At 70.5% G+C, this 13,916-nt stretch carries 17 protein-coding genes; 9 read left to right on the top strand and 8 right to left on the bottom strand.

What is annotated here, in order from left to right:
- Positions 1 to 30 precede the first annotated feature (30 nt).
- Positions 31 to 600, bottom strand: a complete 570-nt coding sequence (locus KZC52_RS13930) for an NADPH-dependent FMN reductase (RefSeq protein WP_247624645.1) — start codon at positions 598 to 600, stop codon at positions 31 to 33.
- A 105-nt stretch (positions 601 to 705) separates the two neighbouring features.
- Between KZC52_RS13930 and KZC52_RS13925 the strand changes: the two genes are divergently transcribed.
- The 3 genes from KZC52_RS13925 (at position 706) to KZC52_RS13915 (ending at position 2,877) form a co-directional block, all read left to right on the top strand.
- Positions 706 to 1,527: an endo alpha-1,4 polygalactosaminidase gene (locus KZC52_RS13925; RefSeq protein WP_247624644.1), complete on the top strand. Its 822-nt coding sequence runs from the start codon at positions 706 to 708 to the stop codon at positions 1,525 to 1,527.
- Between the two features lie 91 nt (positions 1,528 to 1,618).
- Positions 1,619 to 2,575 (top strand): hypothetical protein, encoded by a 957-nt coding sequence (locus tag KZC52_RS13920; RefSeq protein WP_247624643.1) that lies wholly within the window; start codon positions 1,619 to 1,621, stop codon positions 2,573 to 2,575.
- A gap of 113 nt (positions 2,576 to 2,688) precedes the next feature.
- On the top strand, positions 2,689 to 2,877 hold the full coding sequence (locus tag KZC52_RS13915; protein ID WP_247624642.1) for a hypothetical protein: 189 nt from the start codon (positions 2,689 to 2,691) through the stop codon (positions 2,875 to 2,877).
- Positions 2,878 to 3,033: 156 nt separating this feature from the next.
- On the opposite strand, the gene KZC52_RS13910 is transcribed toward KZC52_RS13915, so the two are convergent.
- The 4 genes from KZC52_RS13910 to KZC52_RS13895 form a co-directional block, all read right to left on the bottom strand.
- On the bottom strand, positions 3,034 to 3,246 hold the full coding sequence (locus KZC52_RS13910; RefSeq protein ID WP_247624641.1) for a DUF6458 family protein: 213 nt from the start codon (positions 3,244 to 3,246) through the stop codon (positions 3,034 to 3,036).
- Between the two features lie 139 nt (positions 3,247 to 3,385).
- Positions 3,386 to 3,979 carry a TetR/AcrR family transcriptional regulator gene (locus tag KZC52_RS13905; protein WP_247624640.1) on the bottom strand — a complete coding sequence of 198 codons (594 nt, stop codon included), beginning with the start codon at positions 3,977 to 3,979 and terminating at the stop codon, positions 3,386 to 3,388.
- A gap of 4 nt (positions 3,980 to 3,983) precedes the next feature.
- A complete protein-coding gene (locus tag KZC52_RS13900) occupies positions 3,984 to 4,532 on the bottom strand; it encodes a hypothetical protein (RefSeq protein ID WP_247624639.1) in 549 nt (182 codons plus the stop codon).
- Positions 4,533 to 4,631: 99 nt separating this feature from the next.
- Positions 4,632 to 5,597 carry a LacI family DNA-binding transcriptional regulator gene (locus tag KZC52_RS13895; protein WP_247624638.1) on the bottom strand — a complete coding sequence of 322 codons (966 nt, stop codon included), beginning with the start codon at positions 5,595 to 5,597 and terminating at the stop codon, positions 4,632 to 4,634.
- A gap of 91 nt (positions 5,598 to 5,688) precedes the next feature.
- Here KZC52_RS13895 and KZC52_RS13890 point away from each other — a divergent pair, with 91 nt between their 5' ends.
- From KZC52_RS13890 to KZC52_RS13870, 5 genes are all read left to right on the top strand, one after another.
- Entirely contained in the window at positions 5,689 to 7,260 is a 1,572-nt protein-coding gene (locus KZC52_RS13890) for a mannitol dehydrogenase family protein (RefSeq protein WP_247624637.1), read from the top strand.
- Positions 7,257 to 8,261: an L-idonate 5-dehydrogenase gene (locus KZC52_RS13885; protein WP_247624636.1), complete on the top strand. Its 1,005-nt coding sequence runs from the start codon at positions 7,257 to 7,259 to the stop codon at positions 8,259 to 8,261. The genes KZC52_RS13890 and KZC52_RS13885 overlap by 4 nt, the downstream gene beginning before the upstream one ends.
- Positions 8,262 to 8,332: 71 nt before the next feature.
- Positions 8,333 to 9,724, top strand: a complete 1,392-nt coding sequence (locus KZC52_RS13880) for an MFS transporter (RefSeq protein WP_247624635.1) — start codon at positions 8,333 to 8,335, stop codon at positions 9,722 to 9,724.
- A 112-nt stretch (positions 9,725 to 9,836) separates the two neighbouring features.
- Positions 9,837 to 11,063 (top strand): D-mannonate dehydratase ManD, encoded by a 1,227-nt coding sequence (manD, locus tag KZC52_RS13875; RefSeq protein WP_247624634.1) that lies wholly within the window; start codon positions 9,837 to 9,839, stop codon positions 11,061 to 11,063.
- A gap of 28 nt (positions 11,064 to 11,091) precedes the next feature.
- Complete coding sequence (locus KZC52_RS13870) at positions 11,092 to 12,048, top strand: sugar kinase (protein WP_247624633.1); 957 nt, start codon at positions 11,092 to 11,094, stop codon at positions 12,046 to 12,048.
- Between the two features lie 25 nt (positions 12,049 to 12,073).
- On the opposite strand, the gene KZC52_RS13865 is transcribed toward KZC52_RS13870, so the two are convergent.
- Complete coding sequence (locus KZC52_RS13865; RefSeq protein WP_247624632.1) at positions 12,074 to 12,424, bottom strand: DUF7882 family protein; 351 nt, start codon at positions 12,422 to 12,424, stop codon at positions 12,074 to 12,076.
- A 113-nt stretch (positions 12,425 to 12,537) separates the two neighbouring features.
- Between KZC52_RS13865 and KZC52_RS13860 the strand changes: the two genes are divergently transcribed.
- Positions 12,538 to 12,810 carry a hypothetical protein gene (locus tag KZC52_RS13860; protein ID WP_247624631.1) on the top strand — a complete coding sequence of 91 codons (273 nt, stop codon included), beginning with the start codon at positions 12,538 to 12,540 and terminating at the stop codon, positions 12,808 to 12,810.
- Positions 12,811 to 12,812: 2 nt separating this feature from the next.
- On the opposite strand, the gene arr is transcribed toward KZC52_RS13860, so the two are convergent.
- Positions 12,813 to 13,223 carry an NAD(+)--rifampin ADP-ribosyltransferase gene (arr, locus tag KZC52_RS13855; RefSeq protein WP_247624630.1) on the bottom strand — a complete coding sequence of 137 codons (411 nt, stop codon included), beginning with the start codon at positions 13,221 to 13,223 and terminating at the stop codon, positions 12,813 to 12,815.
- 46 nt (positions 13,224 to 13,269) lie between these two features.
- A complete protein-coding gene (locus KZC52_RS13850; protein ID WP_247624629.1) occupies positions 13,270 to 13,911 on the bottom strand; it encodes a hypothetical protein in 642 nt (213 codons plus the stop codon).
- Positions 13,912 to 13,916 lie beyond the last annotated feature (5 nt).

Raw genomic sequence — 13,916 nt, 5'->3', positions numbered from 1 at the left:
GATGGCCGCGAGCCCCTTCGAGACGAGCGATCAGCTGACGGGGCTGAGCGTCTTCGCGATGTGCGTGTGCACGGCGGTGAGCCACGAGAGGAGGAACTCGGTCGTCGACTCGTCGGTGACCTCGCCGTCGTCGGTGATGAGCCCCTCGCGCATGTGCACGTAGGCCTCCGGCTGCGCGAGTTCCGGCGACGCCAGGAAGGAGAGGATCGAGCGCAGGTGCTGCTGCGCGACGGCGGTACCGATCGCACCGACCGAGGCGCCGATCACGGCGGACGGCTTGCCCGCGAAGCTGTTCTGGCCCCACGGGCGGCTCGCGGTGTCGAGCGCGTTCTTCAGCACGCCCGGCACCGAGCGGTTGTACTCGGGTGTGATGACGATGATCGCGTCGGAGGCCTCGATCGCCTTCTTGAACGACGCGGCCTCGGCCGGGATCGCACCGTCGTTGTCGGCCGAGTAGAAGGGCAGGTCGACGAGCGGGATCTCGGTGAGGTTCAGGCCCGCCTGCGGCGCGAGCTTCACGAGCGCCTTCGACAGGCGGCGGTTGATCGAGGTCGAGGAGATGCTGCCGACGAGGAAGCCGACGTCGTACGTGGTGGTCATGAGGGGTCCTTCCCAATTACATGCAATTGCATGAACATGAAACCACGTCCGCGGCATCCGCATTCCCGAATCGTCCGAACAGAATCGCCCAGTAGATTTGCTCACATGCGCGCCCGCCCCACCTCCGCTCTCACGATCGCTGTGCTGACGGTCGCCGCGCTCACGGGGTGCGCCACCACGGACGCCCCGGCATCCGGATCCTTCAGCGCGCCACCCGCCGGCGCCGCGCCCGACTACCAGCTGGGCGGCGCCTACGCACCGGCATCCGGGGTCGGGATCGTCGGGCGCGATCGCGCGGCCGAGCCCGCCGACGGCGTGTACTCGATCTGCTACGTCAACGGATTCCAGACGCAGCCCGGCGAACTCGACCTCTGGGACGACGACCTGCTGCTGCAGCGCGACGGCGCGCCGGTCTTCGACCCGGACTGGCCCGACGAGGCTCTCGTCGACACCTCGACGCCCGCGCAGCGCGAGCGCATCGCCGCCCTGGTCACCCCGTGGATCGAGGGATGCGCGGATGCCGGGTTCGACGCGGTCGAGTTCGACAACCTCGACTCGTACACCCGGTCCGACGGTGCCCTCACCCTCGAGGGGAACCTCGCCCTCGCGACGCTGCTCGTCGACGCCGCGCACGGTGCCGGTCTCGCCGCCGGGCAGAAGAACGCTGCCGAGGATGCCGCGGTGCTGCACGACGAGGCGGGATTCGACTTCGCCGTGACCGAGGAGTGCGCCGCCTACGAGGAGTGCTCGGCGTACACCGATGTCTACGGCGAGGCCGTGATCGACATCGAGTACAGCGACGAGCTGCCCCGCACCTTCGCGGAGATGTGCGCCGACGACGAGTCGCCCGCCTCGATGGTGCTGCGCGACCGCAACCTCGTGACCCCCGACGACGAGGCATACGTGTTCGAGACCTGCGCCGGCTGACCTCTTCGGTGCCGGCTGATCTCTTCGACGCTGGCTGATCGCTCTGCGCGGCCGACCTCTGGGGTGCGGGCCGCGCCGATACGGTGGGGGCATGACCACGGATGCACGCGTGATCGCGATCCTCGAAGAACTGCCCGACCTCGCAGACGCCGGCGAACAGGACGGACGCCGGTGGTTCGCCCGCTGGAACGAGGGGGCGGTTCGGCTGCTCGACGATCAGCTGAGCGAGGTGAACGGCCGGGCTCTCGCGCTCACCGACGAGGTGCGTGTGCGCGCGGCATCCGCCCTCGATCGCCTGGTGCTCACCGCCGGCGGCGACACCGTCCTCGTCGGCGACGACACCGTCACGGTCGCGGGCCTCTCGATCGACGCCGCCGCGTTCGTCGGCGATCTCGTCGTCGCCACCGCGCCGGGTGACGACGGCGGGCATCGGGTGCTGCTGCTCGACCACGCGACGGGGGCGCTGCTCGATGAGCAGGCCGTCGACGCCGACGATGCGATGGCCGTCGTGCACCGGCATCCGATCGATCCGGTCGCCGTGATCGAGCTCGCAATGGGGCAGGACGGATGCCTCGCCCTCCGCGTCGATGTCGATGTCGATGCCTCCCGTCCGGCGGGGGCGCAGCTGCGGCTGACCGAGATCCTCTCAGGACACGACCCGGTGATCGCCGGGTTCCGCCCCGCCGGGGACCGGCTGCTGATGGCTCCGCACCCGAGCGATCCCGAGACCGCCCGGGTGTTCGCGTGGCCGTCTCTCGACGAGGTCGGTCAGGTGTCGGCCGCCGACATCGATGCGGAGTACGGTTTCGGGCTCGCCGCCTGCTGGATCGACGACGACCGGGCGGCGCTCGTCGCACCGGAGGACGCGCTCGTGCTCACCGGTCCGGCGCTCGACTCCGCCGTGCGGGTCGACCTGTCGCAGATGCTCGGCGACGACGCGGAGATCGAATCGCTCACCCCTCTCGCCCCCGGCCGCATCGCCGCGGGTGTCTGGACCCCGGACGGGCGATCGACACGGGTGATCGAGTTCGCGGCACCGCGCGACTGAGGCGAGCGACACCCTTTCGTCCGCCTGTCAACGGGCGGGTACCGATCGAGACGATGCGCGAGGCTGGGCATCCGCCCGGATCGACCGGCGGCCCGTCAACGAGAGGACACCCCATGAGCGACCCGAAAGCGTACCCCGACGACAGCGGCCCCTACGACGCCGCCGCGGATGCCGCCGCCGATGCCGCCGCCGAACCCGCCGACGACGGCAAGGTCTTCACGGCCGACGAGGGCTCCGATCACGACAGCCCGCACGACGGGGAGCAGGATCCGCTCGATCAGAGCGACAGCCTCGAGCGCTGAGACGCGCATCTCGTCGAGACCCGCGCCGCGCTGAGTCCCGCGCCGCGTCGAGACTCACCGAGCGCGACGAGACCCACCGCTCGCAACGCGCGGGGCGGTGGGTCTCGACGACGGGGGGTCTCGACGTGCCCGAGCGGCACCGCGGGGTGCCGAGGGTCAGATACGGTCGTCCTCGACGACCGTCGTCGTGCCGCGGGTGCGACCGCGTCGGGAGACCATGACGATGATTCCGATGATGGCCGTGATCGCTCCGGCGGCCATGAGGATGTAGCCGACGAGGTCGAGGTTCACCCAGTCCAGCTGCACGTTCAGTGCGAACGCGAGGATCGCGCCGATCACGAAGAGGACGATTCCGGTTCCGATGCTCATGAGAGTGCTCCTTCCGGCATCCGACGATGCCGTCGCGCCTCATGCTCCCGGAATACCCCGGGCTCCGGAAAGGGCTTGACTTCGGCGCAGGCGTCGGGGCGCCCCGCGACGACGGCGCCCGATCCACGGAGACCGCGGCTCACCCGTCTTCGCGTCCGAGCATCCGGAAGTGCCGTTCCAGCATGGCCCGCGCGCGAGCACCCGCATCGGAGTCCGTGCTCCACAGCAGACGCAGCGCGAGCCCGTCGAGCAGCGCGTGGAGACGGTCGCCCTCGAAGGCGGCGTCGACCGACGCGGGCACCTCGCCCGCGCGCACGAGTTCTGCGATGGCGGCGTCGCACACCCGCCGCACCCCGCCGCCGAGCTCGCGCACCGAGGGAGCCAGCGAGCCGTCGGTCAGCGCCAGGCTGCCCAGCTGGAGCTGGACCATCAGCTCGGTGCGCCGCACCTCGTCGAGAGGGAGGAGTTCCTCGAGCATCGCGATCACGAGGCACCCACCGTCGCCGTCGAGGCGCCGCAGGCGATCGGCGACAGCGGAGCGGATCCCGTCCAGGCAGAACGACCGCAGGGCCGCCTGCGTCGGGAAGGCGCGGCGGAGGGATGCCGTCGCGAGCCCCGCCTCCTCGGCGACCTTCCGCACCGAGAGCGCGACGAGGCCGTCCCGCGCGAGGACGCGCATCGCCGCCTCGCCGATCTCACGGTCGCGCTGCGCGTGGTCGATCAGCTTGGGCATGTCCTCACCGTACCGGGGCGGCCTCCGCGGGCGCCTTCTTCGGCCAGAGCGTGTAGCTGACGGCCCAGATCACGTCGACCGCCAAGACGATCCCGAGGATCCGGAAGAACCCGAGCAACTCGGCCGTGCGGTCGGGAGCCGCCACGATGGCGATGAGTCCCCCGAGGATCGCGGCCGCGATGGCGACCGCGAGCACGGTGCGCGCCACGTCCTTCCAGCAGGCCACCGTGTACGCCGCCCCCGTGAGCGGAGCACGGCGCGGCGCCCCGCGGAACCGCGTCGCGAACCTCGCGTCCAACCACGCGATCATCCGATGCCCGTAGGCGATCGAGATGCCGATGTAGAGGGCGGCGAGACCGTGGTGCCAGGATGCCGTCGCCCCGCCGAGGAGGTCGACCGCGACGAGTGTCAGGAGCACGAGATCGATGAGCGGTGCGGCGACGAGGAATCCGACGCCGAGCCTCGGCCGGCGGAGCGGGTACCGCGCGACGAGGCCGGCGACGATCGCGACCCAGAACGCGATCTCGCAGGCGATGATGGCGACGAGGATCATCGGCGCGGACCCGGGGTGCGTGTAGTCATGGCGTTAAGTTAGCACAGTCGTACTAAAACGTCGGCGGGCGGGTGCCGTCACCGCATCGACGCCTGACGCCTAGGCTCGGCGGGGCGCGGCGGTGGAGGCCCGCACGATGAGCTGCGAGCTGAGCGTCGCGGCCTCTCCGACCACGGCGCCGGCGATCGCCTGCAGCAGCAGGTCGACACCGAGAGCGCCGCTGCGCTCGATCGGCATCTGCACGGTGGTGAGGCCCGGGGTCACGGCGCCGGCGAGATCGATGTCGTCGATGCCGACCAGGCTCACGTCGTCGGGGCAGGTGAGCCCGAGGTCGAGGAGCCCCGCCTCGAGGCCGATCGCGACGAGGTCGTTGTAGGCGACGACGGCGGTCGCTCCGCTGGCCGCGGCGAGCGCGGCGGCGGCTCGGCCTCCCTGGATCGACGCCTCGTGGTGGCTGAGCCGGGTGAGGCGGATGCCGTGGCGATCGCACGCGCGCTCGATGGTGTCGTATCGACGGGCGTCCGCCCACGAACCGCGGGGACCGGAGGCGTAGGCGATGTGCTCGTGCCCGAGCGCGAAGAGGTGCTCGATCGCCTGCGCCGGGCCGTGCTCGGCATCCATGAGCACGCTGGGGATGCCGTCGATCTGTCGGTTGACGACGACCGAGGGCGTGCCGCCGATGAGGGCTGTGACGTCGGCATCGGGCAGGCGCGGAGAGCAGAGCAGGATGCCGTCGAGCTTGCGGGCCTGCTCGATCTGCTCGCGCTCGCGGCGCAGGTCCTCGTCGGCGTCGAACAGCACGATGCGATGGCGCCCGTGCCACGCCTGGCCCTGGATGGCCTTCAGGAGCTTGCCGTAGACGGGGTTGGCGACGTCGGGCACGATCACGCCGAAGGTGCGGGTGGCGGTGCCCGCCTGGGGGTTCGCGTAGCCCAGGTCGGCGGCGGCTTCGAGCACGCGCTCGCGGGTGGTGGGGGCGAGGCGGTCGGGTTCTCCGAAGGCGCGTGATGCCGTGGCGATCGATACGCCTGCGCGCTTCGCCACGTCCGTCAATGTCGCTGCCACGTCCACCCCTCCGGTTGCCGTAATCCTATGGCACGTTCCCCACCATGAAACGGGCTTGACAAGTTTGTACAACTCATACACACTGCTTTACATGACGATCAACGCCGATCTCCGGATCCTGAGCCGCGCCACCCCCGCGGCCACCGCTCCGCTGGTCACCCCCACCGGCACCGGCATCCTGCACCTGGGTCTCGGCAGCTTCCACCGGGCGCACCAGGCGATGTACACCGCCGCCGCCATCGCCCAGGACGGCGGGGACTGGGGCATCATCGGCGCCGCCTCCCGCTCGCGCACCGTCGTCGACGCGATGCACGCGCAGGACTTCCTCTACTCGGTCGCCACCATCTCCCCCGCCGGCACCAGCCTCGCGATCCCCGGCGTGCACACCGACGCCTTCGTCGCCGGCGACGAGCCCGAGCGCGTGGTGGCCCACATCGCCGACGCCGGCATCCGCATCGTCACGCTCACCGTCACCGAGAACGGCTACAGCTACTCCCCCGCCACCGAGCACCTCGACCTCGACGACGAGACCGTGCGCGCCGACCTGCAGGGCGGCGCGCCGCGGTCGACGATCGGCCAGCTCGCCCGCGGACTCCAGGCCCGCGCCCGCGCCGGCGGCGAACCGATCTCGATCCTCAGCTGCGACAACCTCGCCGCGAACGGCAAGCACACCGAGAAGCTCGTGCGCGAGTTCCTGCAGGCTCTGCCCGGCGGCGAAGCATCCGACGCCCTCGGCTACCTCGACCGCGCCGTCACCTTCCCCTCGAGCATGGTCGACCGCATCGTGCCGTCGACGACCGCACGACTGCGCGACGAGGTCACCGGCCTCCTCGGCGCGCTCGACGCCATCCCGGTGCCGGGCGAGCCGTTCACGATGTGGGCCATCGAAGACGCATTCGCCGGCGGACGCCCGGCCTGGGAGGCCGGCGGCGCCGTCTTCACTTCGGAGGTCGCCCGCTACGAGCAGATGAAGGTGCGCCTCCTCAACGGCACGCACTCGCTCATCGCCTACCTCGGCGCACTGCGCGGGGTCGGCACGATCCCCGAGGCGATCGGCATCGACCGGATCGCGGATGCCGCGCGCGGCGTCATGCGCAGCGAATACGAGCCGTCGGTCGACGTGCCCACCGGTGTCGACATCCGCGCCTACGAGGCCGAGCTGTTCGAGCGCTGGGGCAACAGCGCCCTCGGGCACCAGACCCGCCAGGTGGGATCGGACGGCTCGGTGAAGCTGCGCCAGCGCATCCCGGAGCCCGCGCTCCTCGCGCTCGGACAGGGGCGGATGCCGCATCTGATCGCCCTCACGGTCGCCGGCTACCTGTCGTGCCACGCCCCGCTCGGCGGTTTCGACCCCGGCGTGCACGCGGCCGCGATGACCGACCCCGCCCGCGAGCGCCTCGCCGTGCTGGCGTCGGGCGCACGCGACGGCGTCGACCTCGCGCGCCGCGTGATCATCGACCACCGTCTGTTCGGCAGCGAGCTCGCCCACCAGGACTCCTTCGCCGCACGCGTCGGCGAACTGGTCGACACGATCCGTCGCAGCGGCGTCGACGCTGCGATCGCCGACGCCCTCTCCGCCACGGAAGAGGGCATGCTCGAGAACGACCCGACCGATCCGAACGCCACGAACGCCACGAACGCCACGAAGGAGGCCCGCCGATGAAGTCGCTCGTCATCCACGGCAAGGAAGACATCCGCTGGGACGACCGGGAGATCCCGGAGCCCGGTGCGGGCGAGGTGCGACTGCGCGTCGGCTTCGTGGGCATCTGCGGATCCGACCTGCACTACTACTTCCACGGCGCCAACGGCGAGTACACGATCCGCGAGCCCCTGGTGCCCGGACACGAGCTGTCCGGCGTCGTCGACCTCGACCCCTCCGGCCGCCTCGCCGCGGGCACTCCTGTGACAGTGCACCCGGCCCGCTACGGAGCGTCCGTCCCCGGCCTCGAGGACCGCCCGCACCTGCGCCCCGGCGGCGACTACCTCGGCAGCGCCGCGGCGAACCCGCACCGTCAGGGCGGGGCGTCCGAGTACCTGATCGTCGAGGAGCACATGATCCGCGTGCTGCCCGACGGCCTGCCGCTCGAGCGCGCCGCACTCGCCGAGCCCCTGGCCGTCGCGCTGCACGCCGTGGGTCTCGCGGGCGATGTCAGCGGCAAGCGCGTGCTCGTGATCGGTGCCGGGCCCATCGGGCTGCTGGTGGTCGCCGCGGCCGTGCACGCCGGTGCCGGCGTCGTCGGCGCGAGCGACGTGCGCACCGAGCCCCTCGACCGCGCGCAGGCGCTCGGCGCGACCGAGGTCGCCCTCGTCGGCCGCGACACGATCGAGAACGAGTCGTACGACATCGTCTTCGAGTGCTCGGGCGTGGGCGTCGCCCTCACCCAGGCCGTGCGCGCCACCCGTCGCACCGGCACGATCGTGCAGGTCGGCATGCTCCCGAACTCCGACATCGGCGTGAACCTCGCGCCGCTGCTCGCCAAGGAGCTCACGATCCGCGGCGCGTTCCGCTTCTCGACCGAGATCGACGACGCCGTGCGCATGCTCGCGGAGTCGGATGCTCTCGACCCCGTGATCTCGCACGTGCTCCCGGCATCCGATGCCGTGAACGCGTTCACGATCGCGCGCGACTCCTCCGCCTCCGCGAAGGTGCTGCTCGCCCTCTAGCGCTCACTCCCGTTACCCGCGGCCCCGCCGCATCCGACACCCCCCCTTTCTGGTCCGAAGGAGTACCTCCCATGTCAGACGCCACCACGACGGCCCCGGCCGCCGATCCCACCGCGAAGAGGTCGGTGCGCGACCTCGTCCGCGCCGCCATCTCGGGGTGGCTCGGCACCGCGCTCGAGTTCATGGACTACCAGCTGTACTCGCTGGCAGCTGCGCTCGTCTTCGCCGATCTGTTCTTCTCGTCCGAGAACCCCGCCGTCGCGGTCGTCGCCGCGATGGCCACCTACGGCGTCGGCTACGTCGCCCGCCCCGTCGGCGCGTTCTTCTTCGCCCGCCTCGGCGACAAGACCGGCCGCACCAAGGTGCTCTTCTACACGATCCTGCTCATGGGTCTCGCGACGACGCTCATCGGTTTCCTGCCGACGTACTCGCAGGTGGGCGTGCTCGCGCCGATCCTGCTCGTGCTCCTGCGCATCGCCCAGGGCTTCGGTGCGGGAGCCGAGATCTCCGGCGCCGGCGTCATGCTCGCCGAGTACGCCCCGGCCAAGCGCCGCGGCATCATCGCCTCGCTCGTCGCCCTCGGCACGAACTGCGGCACTCTGCTCGCGTCGGGCATCTGGGCGATCCTGCTCGTCGCCTACAGCGAGGACGAGGTCATCGACTGGGCCTGGCGCATCCCCTTCATCGCCAGCGCGGTCATCATGCTGTTCGCCATCTGGGTGCGCTTCAACCTCAAGGAGACTCCGGTCTTCGAGGAGCGCGACGACGTCGTCGACGGCAAGGCCCTGTCCCGCGAGGAGACGATCCAGCTCGCCACCGAGACCGGAGACATCCGCACGCTCGAGGCGATGCAGCGCAAGCCGTGGAAGGCCTTCTCGATCGCCCTGCTGCTGCGCTTCGGTCAGGCCGGTAACTCCGGCATGATCCAGACGTACCTCATCAGCTACATCACCGTCGTGCTGCTGCTCGACCGCTCGATCGGCGTCAACGCCGTGATCGTCTCGTCGCTCGTCGCCTTCATCACGGTGCCGCTGTCGGGCTGGCTCGGTGACCGCTTCGGCCGCAAGCGCATGTACATGGTGTGGGCGATCATCGCCCTGATCGTCATCGTTCCGACGATGCTCATGATCAGCAGCAAGGACACCACGCAGGTCTTCATCGGCTACGTGGTGCTGCACAACCTCGCGGTGATGAGCTTCGCCTCGCTCGAGAACCTCACGCTCCCCGAGCTGTTCGGAGCCCGCAACCGCTACACCTACACCGCGATGGCCCGTGAGATCGCGGCGATCATCGCGACCGGCGCCGGCCCCGTCATCGCCGCCGCGTGGGTCTCGGCCGTCACCGGTTCGTTCATCCCGATCATCATCATGCTCGTGTTCTTCACGCTTTGCGCGCTCGTCGCGTCGATCTGGATGCCCGAGGTCGCCGGTCGCGATCTGACCGATCCGCGCGACGCGATCTGATCGCACCGCGCACCATGACCCGGGGTGCGGCCGAGACCTTCGGCCGCACCCCGCACCACACCCATCACGCCCCCGCACGACACCCCGCTTCACCAGGAGAACCGAGAACGCCATGACCATCGAGCTCGTCGACGTCAACATCACCAGCCCCGGACGCAACTTCGTCACGCTCAAGATCACGACCTCCGACGGCATCACCGGCCTCGGTGACGCGACCCTCAACGGACGTGAGCTCGCGGTCGCCTCGTACCTCGCCGACCACGTCGCCTCGATGCTCGTCGGCCGCGACGAGGATCGCATCGAGGACACCTGGCAGTACCTCTACCGCGGCCCGTACTGGCGCCGCGGCCCGGTCACGATGGCGGCGATCGCCGCGGTCGACATGGCCCTGTGGGACATCAAGGCCAAGAAGGCCGGCATGCCCCTGTACCAGCTGCTCGGCGGAGCCAGCCGCGAGGGCGTGCGCGTCTACGCCCACGCCTCCGGCACCGACTACGCCGCCCTCAAGAACGCGATCACCGGCTACGAGGAGCTCGGCTACACGGCCGTGCGGGTGCAGACCGGCGTCCCCGGTCTCGGCCAGATCTACGGCGTCTCGTCGTCGGGCCCGGGCGTGCGCTACGACTACGAGCCCGCCAAGCGCTCGGGCGACCGCCCCAGCGAGGAGCGGTGGGACACCCGCAACTACCTGAACCACATGCCCGGCGTCTTCGCCAGCATCCGCGAGGACTTCGGCTCCGACCTGCGCATCCTGCACGACGGGCACCACCGCATGACCCCGATCGAGGCGGCGCGCTTCGCGAAGGACATCGAGCCCTACGACCTGTTCTGGCTCGAGGACTGCACCCCCGGCGAGGACCAGACGGCGCTGCGCCTGGTGCGCCAGCACTCCACGACGCCGCTCGCGATCGGCGAGGTCTTCAACTCGGTCTACGACTACCAGACGCTCATCACCGAGCGTCTGATCGACTACGTGCGCTCGGCCGTCACCCACACCGGCGGCATCACCGCCATGAAGAAGCTCCTCGACTTCGCCGCGATCTACGGCATCAAGTCCGGCATCCATGGCCCGACCGACATCTCGCCGGTCGGCATGGCCGCAGCGCTGCACCTCGACCTCGCGATCCACAACTTCGGGATCCAGGAGTACATGCCGCACAACGCCCAGACACTCGAGGTCTTCCAGACCTCGTTCACCTTCGACAAGGGCTTCCTGCACCCGGGCGACAACCCCGGCCTGGGCGTCGAGCTCGACGAGGATGCCGCGGCGGGCCACGAGTACACCAAGGCGTACCTGCCGGTGAACCGTCTGCTCGACGGCACCGTCCACGACTGGTGACGCGTTCATGACGGGTGACGATCGCGGGATGATCACGCCCGGCGGGGTGATCACTCTCGGCGAGAGCATGGCGCTGATGCGCACCACCGAGATCGGCTCCCTCCGGCACGCGAGCGCGATGGCGCTCGGTGTCGGAGGGGCCGAGAGCAACGTGGCCATCGGGATGCGCCGACTCGGGGCATCCGTCTCGTGGCTCGGCCGGGTCGGCGACGACTCGCTCGGCGAACGGGTGCTGCGCGAGATCCGCGCCGAGGGCGTCGACGTGCACGGCATCGTCGATGCGGATGCCCCGACCGGGCTCATGGTGAAGGAACGGCCGTCCGCGGCATCCACGGCCGTGCACTACTACCGCGCGGGCTCGGCCGGATCTCGGCTGCGGCCCGACGACCTCCCCGCGGAGTGGATCGAGCGCGCGGCGATCCTGCACGTCACCGGCATCACGCCGCTGCTGTCGACCTCGGCGCGCGAGGCGCTGCTGGTCGCGGTCGATCGCGCGACGGCCGCCGGGGTGACGGTGAGCGTCGACATCAACTACCGCTCGACGCTGGCCCCGGTCGCCGTCGCCGGGCCCATCCTGCGGGAGCTCGCGGAGCGCGCCGATCTCGTGTTCGGCGGTGCCGAGGAGTTCGCGGTGCTGTACCCCGGGGCATCCGCGACCGAGGCGGCGGCGCTGCTGCACGCCGCGGGCGTCGGTCAGGTCGTGGTGAAGCAGGGTCCGGACGGGGCGACCGTCTTCACGGTCGACGGCGTCACCGCCGCTCCCGGCTTCGCGATCGACGTGGTCGACACGGTCGGCGCGGGTGACGCGTTCGTGGCGGGCTACCTCAGCGCGCGACTCGAGGGGCAGGGCATCGCCGACAGCCTCCGGCGCGCCAACGCCTGCGGTGCGATCGCCTGCCTCGTGCCGGGCGACTGGGAGGCCGCTCCCACGATGCGCGACCTCGCGCGATTCCTCGACGGCGGGGGCGACCCGGTACGTCGCTGAGCGGACCTCCGCCCGCGAGCGTCTCTCAGTTCTGCGGCGTCTCGGGCGTCTCGGGCGTCTCGGGCGTCTCGGGCGTCTCGAGCATCTCGTCGACGAGGCTGATGCCGCCCGAGGAGTTCGCCGACATCATCAGCTGCTCGATCCACTTCAGGTTCAGCTGCGGCGCCTCGGGGTCGTCGAACGTGAAGCGCAGCGGAATCGAGGGGTGCAGCCAGATCGTCGACCGCCCGTTCTCGTCGCCGTCGCTGTGCCGCCACGACAGCGTGAAGCTCTCGTTGCGGCGCAGCTTCGTGGCGATCGCCACCTTGAGGTGCGCGAGCGCGCGGTCCTCGATGCGGATCGGGGAATCGGAGCCGCCGTAGTGCAATGAACCCATGGTCGAAACGATAGTCGCGGTCGCACGACGTCGGCCGGAGCGACGGCTACCAACGGCATCCGAGTCGCGCAACCCCCTCAGGATCGGCCGGGATCGGGTCTACCGTCGAGCGCATGGACGAGCCGAGGACGAACACGAGAGCACGCATCGACATCGATGGCCGCGAGTTCCTCCTGGACGGCGACCGCGACCTGTTGGAACTCATGGGGCGTATCGAAGCCGCGGCCCGATCGGAGCCCACGTTCGTCGACATCTCCGACCGCAACGGGCTGGTGAGCGTGCTGGTCTCGCCGGGCGCTCGCGTCGTCATCTCGGTCGAGCACGTGAGCTCGGTCGCGCTCGTGGAAGAGGCTCCCGTGCACCCGATCGCCGACTGGGATCTCTGAGATCAGTTGATGATCTCGGCGCGCTCCTCGCCCTGCAGCGCCGCGAGCTTGCGCCGCCACTCGGCGAGCGCCTCGGGCGCCGACCGCACCCAGTCGTCGACCTCGCGCACGACCCGCAACGGGGCGGCGCTGCGATAGGAGCGAGTGGGGTTGCCCGGGAACTTCTTGTCGGTGACGTTGGGGTCGTTCTCGAACTCCCCGGTCGGCTCGACCTCGTACACACGGGGAGCACGGTCGCCGGGGGCGAGCTCGGCTGCAAGACCCGCGCCGTTCGGCATCGCCGTGAAGTAGATGTGGTTCATGACGATCTCGGGGCGATAGTTCGAGGGGAACCCCGCGGTCAGCAGATCGCCCGGCCGCAGATCGGCCTTCGTGCCGTGGAAGAACGGTCCGTCGTCGAGTGCGTCGCTCACGCCGACAGCCTATGCCGGAGCTCTCGGCCACCGATCGTGACAACCGTCAGCGCCCGACGGCGACGATGACGGCTCCGATCGCGACGGCCGCGCCGACGACGACCGCGCCGAGGGGGAGGACGTGCGAGAACCTCTCGCCGCGCCCGACCGAGCCCGGATAACGACGCGTCGCCTCGGATGGGGTGAGCGGATCCGCGATCGTGACGGGAGCCCATCCGCACCTTGCGAGGTCCGCGACGACGGCCGCATCACGCGGGGTGAACGTCGCGACCACCGCACCCTCCCTCCGCAGGACGACCCGTGGTTTCGGCGCCGTCGCCACGCGTGACGGCAGGATCAGGTCGGCGAGCACCACGACCTCGTCCACGTCCGCGATCTCCACGACCCTGCGACGACCCCACACCCGCCGGATCACGAGGCCGTGCGCATCGACCGTCGCTTCGACGAAGGGCACGGTGAGGACGGCACCGACGACCCACAGCACGGCGGCGATGCCGCCGATCGCCAGAAGGATGCCCAGCCCACCGGCATCCGATCCCGTGCTCCGCCACGCCACACCTGCCCCGACGAGCGCGGCGACGCACACCGCCCCCGTGATCGCGAGGAAGACACGACCAGCCAGCACCGACACGGGCACCGTCCTCTCTGCGGACGACCCGATCGCCGAGGCATCCGTCCTCACCAGCATGACGG

The sequence above is a fragment of the Microbacterium galbinum genome, assembly GCF_023091225.1.
Lineage (GTDB): Bacteria > Actinomycetota > Actinomycetes > Actinomycetales > Microbacteriaceae > Microbacterium > Microbacterium galbinum.
Note: the sequence above shows the minus strand (reverse complement) of the source record. Positions and strands in the feature narration are given on the sequence as shown.

Bases quoted from the DNA above. Each gene is read 5' to 3' on its own strand.
- KZC52_RS13930 (WP_247624645.1), bottom strand. From the start codon at position 600: ATGACCACCACGTACGACGTCGGCTTCCTCGTCGGCAGCATCTCCTCG.
- KZC52_RS13925 (WP_247624644.1), top strand. From the start codon at position 706: ATGCGCGCCCGCCCCACCTCCGCTCTCACGATCGCTGTGCTGACGGTC.
- KZC52_RS13920 (WP_247624643.1), top strand. From the start codon at position 1,619: ATGACCACGGATGCACGCGTGATCGCGATCCTCGAAGAACTGCCCGAC.
- KZC52_RS13915 (WP_247624642.1), top strand. From the start codon at position 2,689: ATGAGCGACCCGAAAGCGTACCCCGACGACAGCGGCCCCTACGACGCC.
- KZC52_RS13910 (WP_247624641.1), bottom strand. From the start codon at position 3,246: ATGAGCATCGGAACCGGAATCGTCCTCTTCGTGATCGGCGCGATCCTC.
- KZC52_RS13905 (WP_247624640.1), bottom strand. From the start codon at position 3,979: ATGCCCAAGCTGATCGACCACGCGCAGCGCGACCGTGAGATCGGCGAG.
- KZC52_RS13900 (WP_247624639.1), bottom strand. From the start codon at position 4,532: ATGATCCTCGTCGCCATCATCGCCTGCGAGATCGCGTTCTGGGTCGCG.
- KZC52_RS13890 (WP_247624637.1), top strand. From the start codon at position 5,689: ATGACGATCAACGCCGATCTCCGGATCCTGAGCCGCGCCACCCCCGCG.
- KZC52_RS13885 (WP_247624636.1), top strand. From the start codon at position 7,257: ATGAAGTCGCTCGTCATCCACGGCAAGGAAGACATCCGCTGGGACGAC.
- KZC52_RS13880 (WP_247624635.1), top strand. From the start codon at position 8,333: ATGTCAGACGCCACCACGACGGCCCCGGCCGCCGATCCCACCGCGAAG.
- manD (WP_247624634.1), top strand. From the start codon at position 9,837: ATGACCATCGAGCTCGTCGACGTCAACATCACCAGCCCCGGACGCAAC.
- KZC52_RS13870 (WP_247624633.1), top strand. From the start codon at position 11,092: ATGATCACGCCCGGCGGGGTGATCACTCTCGGCGAGAGCATGGCGCTG.
- KZC52_RS13865 (WP_247624632.1), bottom strand. From the start codon at position 12,424: ATGGGTTCATTGCACTACGGCGGCTCCGATTCCCCGATCCGCATCGAG.
- KZC52_RS13860 (WP_247624631.1), top strand. From the start codon at position 12,538: ATGGACGAGCCGAGGACGAACACGAGAGCACGCATCGACATCGATGGC.
- KZC52_RS13850 (WP_247624629.1), bottom strand. From the start codon at position 13,911: ATGCTGGTGAGGACGGATGCCTCGGCGATCGGGTCGTCCGCAGAGAGG.